This window comes from Xanthomonas cissicola (assembly GCF_008801575.1).
GTDB lineage: Bacteria > Pseudomonadota > Gammaproteobacteria > Xanthomonadales > Xanthomonadaceae > Xanthomonas > Xanthomonas cissicola.
Genome location: NZ_VZPL01000001.1, coordinates 162916 through 175466 on the forward strand (window position 1 = coordinate 162916; position 12551 = coordinate 175466).

General features: G+C 67.1%; 12 protein-coding genes and 1 tRNA gene. 8 read left to right on the top strand and 5 right to left on the bottom strand.

Features of this window, described 5'->3' with window-relative positions:
• The first annotated feature begins 3 nt into the window (after positions 1 to 3).
• The 4 genes from F7R02_RS00785 to F7R02_RS00800 all read left to right on the top strand — a co-directional run bounded on the left by F7R02_RS00785 (position 4) and on the right by F7R02_RS00800 (position 3470).
• The gene (locus F7R02_RS00785; protein WP_005915572.1) at positions 4 to 1281 is read left to right on the top strand and encodes a YihY family inner membrane protein; all 1278 of its coding nucleotides are present in this window, start codon (positions 4 to 6) and stop codon (positions 1279 to 1281) included.
• On the top strand, positions 1278 to 1889 hold the full coding sequence (locus F7R02_RS00790; RefSeq protein WP_078590025.1) for a TlpA family protein disulfide reductase: 612 nt from the start codon (positions 1278 to 1280) through the stop codon (positions 1887 to 1889). The genes F7R02_RS00785 and F7R02_RS00790 overlap by 4 nt, the downstream gene beginning before the upstream one ends.
• Positions 1889 to 2155, top strand: a complete 267-nt coding sequence (locus F7R02_RS00795; protein WP_005925990.1) for an acylphosphatase — start codon at positions 1889 to 1891, stop codon at positions 2153 to 2155. Before F7R02_RS00790 ends, F7R02_RS00795 begins: the two co-directional genes overlap by 1 nt.
• A gap of 85 nt (positions 2156 to 2240) precedes the next feature.
• On the top strand, positions 2241 to 3470 hold the full coding sequence (locus F7R02_RS00800; RefSeq protein WP_078590026.1) for a hypothetical protein: 1230 nt from the start codon (positions 2241 to 2243) through the stop codon (positions 3468 to 3470).
• On the opposite strand, the gene ppk2 is transcribed toward F7R02_RS00800, so the two are convergent.
• The 5 genes from ppk2 to hemA all read right to left on the bottom strand — a co-directional run bounded on the left by ppk2 (position 3452) and on the right by hemA (position 9191).
• On the bottom strand, positions 3452 to 4234 hold the full coding sequence (gene ppk2 / locus F7R02_RS00805; RefSeq protein WP_005925996.1) for a polyphosphate kinase 2: 783 nt from the start codon (positions 4232 to 4234) through the stop codon (positions 3452 to 3454). The two genes, F7R02_RS00800 and ppk2, sit on opposite strands and share 19 nt — an antisense overlap.
• A 32-nt stretch (positions 4235 to 4266) precedes the next feature.
• Positions 4267 to 4785, bottom strand: coding sequence for a molybdenum cofactor biosynthesis protein B (gene moaB, locus F7R02_RS00810; RefSeq protein ID WP_078587181.1), 519 nt, complete (start codon positions 4783 to 4785; stop codon positions 4267 to 4269).
• Positions 4786 to 5126: 341 nt separating this feature from the next.
• The gene (locus F7R02_RS00815) at positions 5127 to 6833 is read right to left on the bottom strand and encodes an O-linked N-acetylglucosamine transferase, SPINDLY family protein (protein WP_078590027.1); all 1707 of its coding nucleotides are present in this window, start codon (positions 6831 to 6833) and stop codon (positions 5127 to 5129) included.
• Positions 6830 to 7915 carry a peptide chain release factor 1 gene (prfA, locus tag F7R02_RS00820; protein ID WP_078590028.1) on the bottom strand — a complete coding sequence of 362 codons (1086 nt, stop codon included), beginning with the start codon at positions 7913 to 7915 and terminating at the stop codon, positions 6830 to 6832. The genes F7R02_RS00815 and prfA overlap by 4 nt, the downstream gene beginning before the upstream one ends.
• A complete protein-coding gene (gene hemA / locus F7R02_RS00825) occupies positions 7893 to 9191 on the bottom strand; it encodes a glutamyl-tRNA reductase (protein WP_003486770.1) in 1299 nt (432 codons plus the stop codon). The genes prfA and hemA overlap by 23 nt, the downstream gene beginning before the upstream one ends.
• A 65-nt stretch (positions 9192 to 9256) precedes the next feature.
• Between hemA and F7R02_RS00830 the strand changes: the two genes are divergently transcribed.
• The 4 genes from F7R02_RS00830 to F7R02_RS00845 all read left to right on the top strand — a co-directional run bounded on the left by F7R02_RS00830 (position 9257) and on the right by F7R02_RS00845 (position 12544).
• Positions 9257 to 10945, top strand: coding sequence for a tetratricopeptide repeat protein (locus F7R02_RS00830; protein WP_029996037.1), 1689 nt, complete (start codon positions 9257 to 9259; stop codon positions 10943 to 10945).
• Complete coding sequence (gene lolB / locus F7R02_RS00835) at positions 10942 to 11595, top strand: lipoprotein insertase outer membrane protein LolB (RefSeq protein WP_033483736.1); 654 nt, start codon at positions 10942 to 10944, stop codon at positions 11593 to 11595. The genes F7R02_RS00830 and lolB overlap by 4 nt, the downstream gene beginning before the upstream one ends.
• Entirely contained in the window at positions 11577 to 12464 is an 888-nt protein-coding gene (gene ispE / locus F7R02_RS00840; protein WP_033483735.1) for a 4-(cytidine 5'-diphospho)-2-C-methyl-D-erythritol kinase, read from the top strand. Before lolB ends, ispE begins: the two co-directional genes overlap by 19 nt.
• 3 nt (positions 12465 to 12467) lie before the next feature.
• A tRNA-Gln gene (locus F7R02_RS00845) sits at positions 12468 to 12544 on the top strand.
• Positions 12545 to 12551: the final 7 nt, after the last annotated feature.

Consider the following 12551-nt stretch of genomic DNA (forward strand, 5'->3'; position numbering starts at 1 on the left):
GCGATGTCGCGTGTGAACAAACTCCACCAATGGAAAGAACGTCTGCGCGACCGCGCGCGGACGGTGAGCTTCGGACGCTTTCTGTGGCGCCGCTTCCTGGACGACCGGTTGTTCCAGGCGGCCGCCTCGCTTGCATACACCACCGTGTTCGCACTGGTGCCGCTGGCGATCGTGGTATTCGGCGTGCTGTCGGCATTTCCGGCCTTCAACGAGTGGAAGGACGCGCTCACCGACTTCATCTTCAACAATTTCGTGCCTGGCGCGGCGCGTTCGGTGCAGAACTATCTCAACCGCTCGCTGGAAGACCTGGGTAAGTTCACCGTGGCCGGTATGGTCGCGCTGGTGGCCTCGCTGCTGATCACCCTGCACAGCATCGAACAAACCTTCAACAGCATCTGGCGGGTCGCCGCTGCGCGCCCCAAGGTGACGCGCTTTCTGATCTACTGGACAGTGCTGACGCTGGGCACGATGCTGGCCGCCGCCTCGATGGCGATGGCGGCCTACGTGTTCGCGCTGCCGCTGTTCCGCACCACCGAAGGCCAGTGGCTGGCCGAATTCGCCTGGCGGCTGGCGCCGATGGCGGTGGAGTTCGTGTGCATCGTGCTGATCTACCGCGTGGTGCCGCAGCACGTGGTACGGCTGCGGCATGCGCTGCCGGGCGCGCTGCTGGCGGTGATCCTGATGGAGATCGTCAAGTGGGGCTTTGGCTTTTACCTCGGTAATTTCCAGACCTATCAGCGCATCTATGGCGCGCTGTCGGCATTGCCGATCCTATTGTTGTGGATCTACCTGAGCTGGGTGTCGGTGCTGTTGGGTGCCTCGCTGGCCTCGTCGATGTCCGCGTTCCGCTACCAGCCAGAGGCCATGCGGCTGCCGCCGGGCTTCGAGATCTACGGCCTGCTGCGTCTGCTCGGCCGCTTCAGCCAGGCGCGCGTCCACGGCGATGGCCTGGACGAAGACCGCATCCTGGCGCTGGAGCCGATGCTCACCGACACGCTGATGCAGGAGCTGCTGTGCGAGCTCAAGCGTATTCGCCTGCTGCGTCGCGACGAGCGCGGGCAGTGGCTGCTGGCGCGCGATCTGGATGTGGTGCCGCTGGCCGAACTCTACGAAAACTGCCAGCTGCGCGTGCCGATCGAAGACCGCCCGTTGCCGTGCCGCGACGATGCATTCGGCCAGGCCGCCGCCGCGGCGCTGGAACAGCTGCGCCAACCCTTGCGCAGCGTGCTGGCGCAGCCGGTCGGCGACCTTTACACCCACCTTCCCGGAGATCCTCCATGACCGTGCGTCTTGTCCGCAGCGCCTGCGCGCTGCTGTTGCCACTGCTGTTGCTGACCGCCTGCAAGCCCGCCAGCGAGGCCACTCCCGCTGCCGGCAACGGCGCTGCGCCTGCCGCCACGCCCCAGGCGCCAGCCACGCCAGCCACGCCGGCCACGCCGGCCGCACCGCCCAACAGCTCGGTGGTGCAGCAGACCGCCCAGATGCCCAGGCTCTCGCTGCCGACCGTGACCGGCGAGACCTACGACCTGGCCGCGCACCGCGGCAAATGGGTGGTGGTGAATTTCTGGGCTACCTGGTGCGCGCCGTGCCTGAAGGAAATGCCCGAACTGTCGGCGCTGCACACCATGCGCGACACCGTCGAGGTGGTGGGTCTGGCCTACGAGGACATCACCAGCGCCGACATGCAGGCATTCTTGAAGGACCACCCGGTGTCCTACCCGATCGCCATCCTCGACCCGTACCAACCGCCACAGGACTTCGCCACCCCGCGCGGCCTGCCGATGACCTACCTGATCGGCCCGGACGGCAAGGTCGCCAAACAATTCCTTGGTCCCGTGACCGCACGCGATATCGAAGCGGCCGTCGGCATCACCGGCAAGGCGGGTTGATGCAGGCGGCGCGTTTTGTGGTGAGCGGGGTGGTGCAGGGCGTGTGTTACCGCGCGTGCACCCGTCAACGCGCAGTGGCACTCGGCCTGGTCGGGCATGCTCGCAACCAGGCCGACGGCAGCGTGGACGTGGTCGCCGCCGGTAGCGCGGCGGCGCTGGACGCCTTGGAAACATGGCTATGGCAGGGCCCGCCGGCCGCCACGGTCGCGGCGGTCACGCGCACGGCCTGCGCGGTTCCGCCGACTGAAGACTTTGTAACTGGGTGAGCGTGCGCCACTGAAGCGGGGCAACAGAGTTGGGTTGCCTCGCCGATAACCTTGTCAACGCGATCAGGCGTGCACGGGGAATGTAATGGCCGCTCCATCTCAAGACCGCAACGACGGGCACGACCTGCCCGCGCATCGCCGCCACCGCCAGATGGCGCAGCTGGCGCCGTGGCTGTATCTCGGTGTCCTGCTGGGCAGCGGCTGGTTGTTGTTTCTGCACCCGCCAACCCGCGTGCTATCAACCGGACAGGCGGCAACCAGCTGTCTGCTGGCCTGGATCTTTGGCGGCATCGTGATCGGCGCGGTGGTGTGGAGCCTGCGTCTGGCACGCCAGGGGCTGGGTCAGCCCTCGGCAAGCTACCCGCTCTCGGCGCGCTTGCCCGATTCGTGGGCCGATGCCTACGCCGCACTCCTGCGCCCGGCCACGGCAGCTCCGGTGGCCGCGGCCCGGCCGGACCCGGCCGGCGCCCAGCGTGGCGCAGCCTGGCACCGCTTCGGCGGCGGCATGCTCAGCGCGGAAACCTTCGATCCCAACGACGCCACCCGCGCACCGTGGGACGGGCTGGATGCGCAGTCCTGCATCCTGCGCCTGGACGATGTGCGTCAGGCCTGGCACAACGCCGCCGCCAACCGCACGCTGCAGCAGGAACGCCGCTACTGGCTGGATGTGGTGCTGTCGCTGCTAGACCACGGCGTGATGCGCCCGCTGCAGGACGGCTACCTGCCCGACACCGCGGCCCTGCGTACCGAACGTTTTCTGATCGGCGCCGATGCCGGCCCGATCGTGCTGTCCGAGGTGCCGGCGTTGTTTGCGCGGCGTCTGGCACTGGCCATCGAGACCATGCCGACCGCCCAACGCGAGGCCGCCGGCGTGCAATGGCGCCTGCTGCAGCAATTGCAGGCACTGGTCGCCGAAGGGCGCATGCTCGACGAGCGTTCGCAGGTGATCCAGGTGCTGGCATGGAACCCGGATGTGGACCTGGACCAGGTCGAAGTGGCCTACATCCTGGCCGCCGAATACCGCGAAGGCATGCGCGACTGGCTCCGCCGCGCCGCACTGGTGCGCCTTCCCGACAGCGCGTTGCGCCTGGACGAAGTGCTGCTGTCGTCCTGCAGCCCACTCGGTGCGCAGGCCGACGATGTGGACTACATGGAAGCGATGCGCCCGCTGCATCGCGGTTTCATGCAATTGTTCAGTCAGCGTCTGAGCCAGCTGGTGCTGCAGGCCGAGCAGGCCGAACGTCAGGCCGGCCTGCACCCGCTGCCGCGTGCCACGGCCGCCAGCGACGAAGTCTCTCAGGACTGGGCGGCGTAATCGTCGATCGGTTCCAGCACGCCATAGCGTTCCTTGTGCAGCTTGCCGGACAATGGCGGCAGCTGCACCAGCGCATCGGGCACAGCGGTGTCCGGTAGCCGGTCCAGCAGATCGCGGATCAGGCTCAGGCGGCCACGCTTCTGGTCGTTGAAATCCACCAGCGTCCACGGTGCATCGGGCGTATGCGTCGCCTCCAGCATGCGTTCGCGCGCGGCGGTGTAGTCGTCGTATTTGGTGCGTGACTGCAGGTCCACCGGCGACAGCTTCCAGCCCTTGAGTGGGTCTTCGCGGCGTTCGGCAAAGCGCTTTTCCTGCTCGGCCTGGTCCACGCACAACCAGTACTTGAACAGCAGGATGCCGTCGTCGACCAGCATCTGTTCGAAGCGTGGCGCCTGCTCCAGGAACAGGTCGTATTGCGCGTCGGTGCAATAGCCCATCACCTTCTCGACGCCGGCGCGGTTGTACCAGCTGCGATCCATCAGCACCAGTTCGCCGGCCGCCGGCAGGTGCGTGACATAGCGCTGGAAATACCACTGGGTGCTTTCGCGGTCGTTGGGCTTGGGCAGCGCCACCACGCGACACTGCCGTGGGTTGAGGTGGCTGGCGATGGTCTGGATGACGCCGCCCTTGCCGGCGGTGTCGCGGCCTTCCACCAGGACCAGGGCGCGCTGGTTGGTGTGGCGCAACCAGCGCGCCATGTCCACCAGTTCCAACTGCATTGGCGCCAGCAACTTTTTATAAGCCTTGCGTTTCAAGTGCGACATGCGCGTTCCAGCAGCGGTGGAAAGCGCGCAGACTATTCGCCTAAGCGTGGACGCAATGTCGCCAGATTGCAGGGTTTGGTGCGCGCATCCAGCTGCGCGCGCACGATCTTTTCCCAGGCCGTGCGGCAGGCCGAGGTGGAGCCGGGCAGACAGAACACGAAGCTGTGATTGGCCAGCCCGGCAAAGGCGCGCGACTGCAGCGAGGAGGTGCCGATTTCTTCCACGCTGATCGCGCGGAACATCTCGCCGAAGCCAGGCATGACCTTGTCCAGCAACGGGGTGATCGCTTCCGGGGTGCTGTCGCGACCCGTAAAGCCGGTGCCACCGGTGATCAGGATCCCATCCACCTGCGCATCTGCGATCCAGCCGGAGACGATCGCCCGCATCCGGTAACGGTCGTCCGGGCACAGCGCACGTTCGTGCAGGACGTGGCCTTCATGGGTGAGGACATTGGCCAGGTAATCGCCGGAGCGGTCGTCGGCCAGGGTGCGGCTGTCGGACACGGTCAGTACGCACAGGCGCAAGGGAATGAAATCGAGATTGGAAGGCATGCGCGCAGCCTAGCGAGCCTGGACGGCCGGGTACAGCGCCGCGGTGTGAAGTTGCACGGAGCACCTGGCACGGACTGATGCACTGCCGTTAGCTCCTCTCCTGCGGGAGAGGGGCTGGGGTGAGGGTACGGTTGACCAGTGTGATTGCCGCAGACGTCGCCTCATCCCGCGCTACGCACCACCTTTCCTCCACGAAGGGGAACAATGTCCCGACGCAAGGAGGGAATGCAGCGTCGATGCGTATCCGCCGCTTTGGGCAGCGTTTTCAGCCATGCCATCTCAGGCCAACACAGCAGCGAGGCCAGCTCACAGCATCCAATGAGCCAAGTCGGGCACCACGACTAAACCCCCCGCCATCCACTGCGCTGAGCAATGCAACGCAGCAGCGCGGCCAGGTCATCCGCAAATCCATCCATATCGAACAGGCCACTGCGCAGGCGTTGCTCCGCCAGCTGCGCACGCACGCCACGCAAGGCCTCCGCATCGCTCGCAAGCTCAATCGCTTTGGCCACGAACGTAGCGTCATCGGCCACATTCATTTCATCCAGCCCCAGATGATGATTCAGGCTGCCGGCCACGCGCGCGGCAAATGTCTGACCAGGTGTGGTTAAGACCGGGCAGCCTGCCCATAACGCATCGGAGGCGGTGGTGTGCGCGTTGTACGGATGTGTATCCAAAAACAAGTCCGCATGTCGATAGCGCGCCAGATAGTGCGGGTGCGGCAGTTTGGGCATGAAGACCAAACGCTGCGCGTGCACGCCCTGTGCCTGCGCTGCTGCACGCAATCGCGCATCCGCTTCACCCGGGCCGGACAGCAGCCACAGCACGCTGCCGGGCACCGCGCGCAATACCGCCAGCATGCGCGCCATGCTGCGTGGATTGAGCTTGTAACTGTTGTTGAAGCAGCACAGCACCACAGCGTGATCCGGCAGCCCGCACTGCGCGCGCGATGGCGCTTCGGCCACCGTGCGCGAGGTGTCCGATGGTTGAAATGCGCGCGGCAGGCGCAGCACCTGTTCGCTGTAGAACGGCTCCAGCCACGTCGGCAATGCGATGGCGTCGCCAAGCACATAATCCATCCACGGCGCGCCCGAGGTGCCCGGATACGCCAGCCAGTTGAGTTGCACCGGTGCCGGCCGCAATGCGAAGACTTCCGGTCGTCCCCCACCGCCCCAGCCGCGCAGGTCGAACAGCAGATCGATGCCCTGGTCGCGGATATGTTGCGCGGTTGCCAGATGCCCCAGCGCAGTGACATCGTGCATGCGCGTTGCCTGCGCCAGGCGCGCGCGAATGTCGCTGCCATCGTCCGGGCTGGTTGCAAACAATTGCACCTGCAGGTCCGGTTGGCGTCGCTGCAATGCTTCGAACAAGGCCACCGTGAGTAAGCCCGTCGGGTGGGCGCCAAAGCCGTTGGACACGAATCCGAGTTGCAGCGTGCCGCGGCTGCGCAGCGTGGCCGCTGGCAGTGGGTGCACGGAGGAGGCAATCGCCTGCGCGCGGGTGCGGGCGCACGCCAGCTGCTCTGCAGCGCTGGCGTCCTCGCTCAGGAACGCGAAAGGCTCCACGGCCGCCTCGCCTTGCGTTACTGCGGTGCGCACCTGTGCAGCCAGGGAGTCCAGCTCGCACCAATCGCACAGGCGGCGTCGCCAGTTGAGCAGTTGTGCGGTGATGTAGGGCTCGTCGGGCAGCAGCTTGTGGGCGCGCGTATAGGCGGCCGCGGCCTGTTCCGGTTGGCCTGCATCTTCGAGCGCGTGCCCAAGCCACAGGGCGATCCCCGGATGCTGGGGTACCAGGTCCGAGGCCTGTTGGAGCAGCGTGGCCGCTTCTGCATGGCGCTGCTGCGCCCAGCGTACCTGTCCCAGCCGCGCCACCGCTTCCGGATGGCCCGGGTGCAGCGCCAGCGCGCGCTGCACGGCCGTTTCGCCGGCAGCGGTGACGCCCATGCCCAGCTCGGCATCGGCCAGCATCAACCAGGCGACGAAATCGCCAGGCTGGCGTCGCACTTGCTCGCGCAGCTGCAGCAGCTCGCGCGGGACTTGCGCACTCACGGGCTATCGCTCAACCGTGCCAGTTCGTCGGCTTGATGTTCGTGCAGCAGCCGCCCGATCAATGCATCCAGATCGCCTTCGATGATGTTGGGCAGGTCGTACAAGGTCAGCCCTTCGACGCGATGGTCGGTAATGCGACCCTGCGGAAAGCTATAGGTACGAATGCGCTGGCTGCGGTCGCCGCTGCCCACCTGCAACTTGCGCGTCTGCGCTTCGGCCGCTGCCGCCTTGCTGCGTTCGGTGTCCAGCAACTGCGCCTTCAACCGCTTCATCGCCTTGTCGCGATTGGCATGCTGGCTGCGCTCGGTCTGGCATTCCACCACCACCCCGCTGGGCACGTGGGTGATGCGGATCGCCGATTCGGTCTTGTTGACGTGCTGGCCGCCCGCACCGGACGAGCGAAACGTGTCCACCTTCAGATCGGCTGGATTGATCGCGATCTCTTCCACGTCGTCGGCTTCGGGAATGATCGCCACCGTTGCGGCCGAGGTGTGGATACGGCCTTGCGATTCGGTTGCCGGCACGCGTTGCACGCGATGGGTGCCGGATTCGAATTTCAGCCGCGAATACGCACCGCGCCCGACCACCCGCGCCACCACTTCCTTGTAGCCGCCGTGCTCGCCGGGACTGTCGGATTCGATTTCCACCTTCCAGCCCTGGCGCTCGGCGTAGCGTGCGTACATGCGGAACAGGTCGCCGGCAAAGATCGCCGCTTCGTCACCGCCAGTGCCCGCGCGCACTTCCAGAAACAGGTTGCCGTCGTCGCGCGGGTCGCGCGGTACCAGCAGCGATGCCAGCTGTGCATCGAGTTGTTCCAGGCGCGCCTGTGCAGCGGCAATTTCCTCTTCGGCCAGCTCGCGCATCTCCGGGTCGTTGCGCAGGGCTTCGGCCGTGGCCAGGTCGGCCTTGGCGCGCGCCTCCTCTTCCAGCGCCACCGCCACCGGCTCCAGTTGCGACAGTTCGCGCGAGAGCGTACGGAACGTGTCGTTGTTGCCCACCACATCGGGGTCGGAGAGCAGGTGCTGCAGTTCTTCGCGGCGCTCGGCCAGCGCTTGGAGCTTACGGCGCAGGGTCGGCGTCATCGGTCCTCACGATCGGGGTAGCTATGGGGGGATGTTGGTAACCCGGCTTTTCCGGAAACAGCCGGTCGGCCGCAGCGGTCAATTCCAGGTCGTTGTTGAGCGCCGCATCGCGCAGTGCGGCGGTGGGCGGATGCAGCAAGCGGTTGGTCAGCGCATGCGCCAACTGTTCCAGCACTTCGTCGGCCGGTTTTCCGTTGTGCAACTGCTGGCGTGCCTTGGCCAGCAGTTCGTCGCGGGTGCTATCGCCAAACGCGCGCAGCCGCTTGAGTGGTGCCTGATGCGCAGTGGCCTGCAGCGTTTCGACATAGCGCGCCACTTGCAGGTCGATGATGGCTTCGGCCTGGTCGGCCGCTTCGCGGCGCCCGCGGCGATTGTCTTCGACCGCACGTTCCAGGTCGTCCACCGTGTACAGGTAGGCGTCGCTCAACTCGCCCACCGAGGCCTCGATATCGCGCGGCACCGCCAGGTCGAACAGCAGCATCGGTTTGCGCTTGCGGGCGCGTAAGGCCTGTTCCACCTGTGCGCGGGTCACCAGCGGCTCACGCGCAGCGGTGGCCGAAAACACCACGTCGGCCTCGGCCAGGTGGCGTTCCAGATCGGTCAGCGGCAAAGCGAAGCCGCCGTGCTGGCTGGCCAGTGTCTGTGCATGGGCCAGGGTGCGGTTGGCGATCAGCAGGCGGCGCACGCGGCCTTCGCTCAGATGCTTGGCCGCCAGTTCGATGGTTTCGCCGGCACCGATCAACAGCACCGTGGATTCGTTGAGCCGGGCAAACGAGTCCTGTGCCAGTCGCACCGCCGTGGATGCGACCGACACTGGATTTGCGCCGACACGAGTGTCGGTACGCGCACGCTTGGCCACCGAAAAGGTCTGTTGGAACAGCCGGTCCAACCCGCTGCCCAGCGCGCCGTGCGCCCGCGCCACTGCCCAGGCGTCCTTCACCTGGCCCAAAATCTGGGGTTCTCCCAACACCATCGAATCCAGCCCGGTGGCGACACGAAACAGGTGACGCACCGCCTCGGCTTCCTGGTGCTGGTACAGATAACCGCTCAGGCCGGGCGCGTGGGTTTCCAGCCAGTTGACCAGGCTGTGCGCCTCCTCGGCCATCGCATACAACTCGGTACGGTTGCAGGTGGACAGCAGCGCGGCCTCGCTCACCTGGGGCAGCGCACGCAGCGATTCGAGCGCGCGCGGTAGCGCATCACCTGCGAACGCCGCGCGTTCGCGCAGGTCCACAGGTGCGGTCTGGTGATTCAGTCCGAGCACCCACAACGTCATTGTTCAGTTGCTTGCGATAAGCTGGCGGCCATTCAGGGCCCCATTTTACGGCCCGGTTGCCCCCGATGCCTGTACCGATTCGCATCCTGAGTGTTCTTTTGCTGGTCGCAATGTCCGCCAGTGCCACCGCAGCACCCAAGAAAGCACCGCCCGCTTCGCCGCCAAGCAGTGCCGGCGCCTCGTCGCTGGAACCCGTGCTTGCCGGCGAATTCGCCCTGCAGGCCGGGCAACTGGACGATGCCGCGCGCGCCTACCTGGACGCCGCCAAGGCCGAAGCCGGCGATGCCGGGCTGGCCGAGCGCGCCGCCCGCATCTCCATGCTGGCCAACGACGACCCGCGCGCGATCGAAGCGCTGGCGTTGTGGCGCGCCCGCGCACCGTCGTCGATGTCCATGCGCAGCACCGAGGCCTCGCTGGCCCTGCGCCGCAACGACCTGCGCACCGCACGCCGCGACCTGCTCGGCCTGCTCAAGGAGCCCGACCCGCGTGGCTGGCGCTTTGCGCTGATCGCCCTGGCCAACGGCGGCCGCGAGCCGGAAGCCTCGGCCGACGTGCTCGAAGACCTGGTCAAGGCCGGCGCCATTCCGAATCAGATCGAAGCCTGGCAGGAATTCGGCCGGCTTGCGCTGCGCATGGAGCGCCCGGCGCTGGCCAAGCGCATCGTCGACGAGGTGGTGCGCCGCTTCCCCGAAGAGCCGCGCGTGGCCTTGCTACACGCCACCCAGTTGCAGCAGGAAGGCAAGAACGACGAAGCGCTGGCGCTGCTGAAGAACATCGAACCGCAAGCGGTCAAGGACTCCGAGCTGCGCGGCGCGCTGGCGTTCGCCTACGACGCCATGGGCCAGACCGAAGCTGCTGCACGCGTGCTCTCGACCGGGCCGCAGGACACGCAGACCTATGGCTTGCGTGCCTCGATGCTGGCCAAGGAAAAAGACCGCAGCTCGCTGGAGGCGCTGTACGCCGAGCTCAAGAGCAACGCCACCAAGCCCGATCCGGACCGCCGTCTGCTGCTGGGCAAGATCGCCGAATTCCTCAAACGCTACGACGAGGCGGTGGAGTGGTATCGCGGCGTGCCGGGTGGTCCGCAACTCAGCGAGGCGCGTCTGCGCGCCGCCAGCGCCTTGTACGAACTGGGCCGCAAGCCCGAAGCGCTTGCCGAAGCCCGCGCCCTGCAGGGCGACGCCAGTGCCGACGATGACGCGCGCCGCGACGCCTACGTGCTCGAAGCCGAGCTGCATCAGCGGGCCGACGATGCACCGGGCGAACTGGACGCGTTCGAACGTGGCCTGGCCGCCTACCCGGACGATAGCGCGTTGCTGTACGCCCGCGGCCTGGCCTGGGAGCGGCGCGACGATGTCCCGCGTGCCGAGGCCGATCTGCGCAAGATCCTGGTGACCGAACCGGAAAACGTCGCAGCCCTGAACGCGCTGGGCTACACCCTGGCCGACCGCACCACCCGCTACAAGGAAGCGTTGGCGCTGATCGACCGCGCCCGCACCGCCGACCCGGACAACCCGGCCATCGTCGATAGTTATGGCTGGGTGCTCTACCGGATGGGCCGTACCAAGGAGGCGCTGGTGCAGCTGCGCCGCGCCTGGGCGCTGGTCAAGGACCCGGAAATCGCGGCCCACGTCGGCGAAGTGCTGTGGGTTAGCGGCAAGCAGGACGAAGCACGTCGCTACTTCGATGAAGCGCGCCGTCTCGACCCCGACAACCGTGCGCTGCAGCGTGCGGTGGAGAAGTTCGGGCTATGAGCAAGACGGTCCGAACGCTGGCCCTGGGCGGGCTGGTGCTGACCGGGCTGTCGGCCTGCGTCAGCGTGCCGCGCGGGCAGGGCAGCGGTGCGGCGGTGGTCGATCACGTCTCCGACAGTGCGCGCCAGGCCGAAGCCGCTCGCCAGGCCTGGCTGCAGGCGCATCCCCACTGGTCCTTCCAGGGCCGGGTGGCGATCAGCAAGGACCGCAACGGCGGCAGCGGCCGCATCGACTGGCAGCAGGACGGCCCGCGCTACCGCGTGCAACTCAGTGCGCCGGTCACCCGGCAAAGCTGGGTGCTCACCGGCGACACCACCAGTGGCGCCGGCCGGCTGGAAGGGCTGGAGGGCGGTCCGCGCAGTGGCCCCGATGCCGAGCAGGTGCTGCTGGAAGCAACCGGCTGGACCATCCCGGTCAACCAGATGCCGGACTGGGTGCGCGCGCTGCGCATCGCCGGTGCGGGTGCCGCACGCGTCGACCTGGATGCCGCCGGGCGCCCGCGCACCGTGCAGCAGGACGGCTGGACGATCGACTTTCTGGCCTGGACGCCAGCCAGCGCCGAGCAGCCGGAGCTGCCGCAGCGGATCGAAGCCCGTAGCGGCGAGGCCAAGGTGCGCCTGCTGGTCGACCAATGGACCGTATCGCCCTGATGCACGCGCCGGGCACGGACTGGTCGGCGTGGCCTGCGCCGGCCAAGCTGAATTTGTTTCTGCAAATCACCGGGCGCCGGGCCGACGGCTACCACCTGCTGCAGACCGTGTTCCGGCTACTGGACTGGGGGGACACCGTTCATCTTCGCGTGCGCAGCGGCGGCCAGATCCGCCGCGTGGGCGAGAGTTTGCCCGGCGTGGCCGAAGACGATGATCTGGTGATTCGCGCCGCGCGCCTGCTGCAGTCGGCAACCGGCGCCCAGGCGGGCGCGGAGATTCGGGTCGACAAACGCATCCCGGCAGGGGGAGGTTTCGGCGGCGGTTCCTCGGACGCGGCCACCGTGCTGGTGGCGCTCAATGCCTTGTGGGGCCTGGGTCTGGCGGCCGATGCGCTGGCCGAGCTGGGCTTGCAGCTGGGCGCAGACGTGCCAGTCTTCGTGCGCGGCCACAATGCCTGGGCCGAAGGTGTGGGCGAACAACTGACCCCGATTTCCCTGCCGGAAGCGGCCTATCTGCTGGTCGATCCCGGCGTTCACGTGCCGACACCAGCGTTATTTCGATCACAGGAATTGACGCGGGATGCTGCGCCCGCGAAAATAGCGGACTTCGCTTCCGGTTCCCTGCTCGACAATGCGTTCGAGCCGGTCCTGCGGCGCCGCGAACCCGCCGTCGAGGCCGTGTTCCAGGCGCTTTCCAGGGTCGGTACACCGCGTTTGACCGGGTCGGGAAGTGGCTGTTTCGTCGAATTCGCCACGCGCGCTGCTGCAGAGCAGGCGCTGGCGCAGTTGCCGGGCGGCCTGCGGGCGTGGGTGGCGGAGGGTGCATCGCACTCGCCGTTGCTCGACGCACGGGACGCGAGACAAGTTTGATGCAGGGGCGTCGCCAAGAGGCCCAAGGCACCAGGTTTTGATCCTGGCATTCGTAGGTTCGAATCCTACCGCCCCTGCCAGTTTGTC

Bases quoted from the DNA above. Each gene is read 5' to 3' on its own strand.
- F7R02_RS00785 (WP_005915572.1), top strand. From the start codon at position 4: ATGTCGCGTGTGAACAAACTCCACCAATGGAAAGAACGTCTGCGCGAC.
- F7R02_RS00790 (WP_078590025.1), top strand. From the start codon at position 1,278: ATGACCGTGCGTCTTGTCCGCAGCGCCTGCGCGCTGCTGTTGCCACTG.
- F7R02_RS00795 (WP_005925990.1), top strand. From the start codon at position 1,889: ATGCAGGCGGCGCGTTTTGTGGTGAGCGGGGTGGTGCAGGGCGTGTGT.
- F7R02_RS00800 (WP_078590026.1), top strand. From the start codon at position 2,241: ATGGCCGCTCCATCTCAAGACCGCAACGACGGGCACGACCTGCCCGCG.
- ppk2 (WP_005925996.1), bottom strand. From the start codon at position 4,234: ATGTCGCACTTGAAACGCAAGGCTTATAAAAAGTTGCTGGCGCCAATG.
- moaB (WP_078587181.1), bottom strand. From the start codon at position 4,785: ATGCCTTCCAATCTCGATTTCATTCCCTTGCGCCTGTGCGTACTGACC.
- prfA (WP_078590028.1), bottom strand. From the start codon at position 7,915: ATGACGCCGACCCTGCGCCGTAAGCTCCAAGCGCTGGCCGAGCGCCGC.
- hemA (WP_003486770.1), bottom strand. From the start codon at position 9,191: ATGACGTTGTGGGTGCTCGGACTGAATCACCAGACCGCACCTGTGGAC.
- F7R02_RS00830 (WP_029996037.1), top strand. From the start codon at position 9,257: ATGCCTGTACCGATTCGCATCCTGAGTGTTCTTTTGCTGGTCGCAATG.
- lolB (WP_033483736.1), top strand. From the start codon at position 10,942: ATGAGCAAGACGGTCCGAACGCTGGCCCTGGGCGGGCTGGTGCTGACC.
- ispE (WP_033483735.1), top strand. From the start codon at position 11,577: ATGGACCGTATCGCCCTGATGCACGCGCCGGGCACGGACTGGTCGGCG.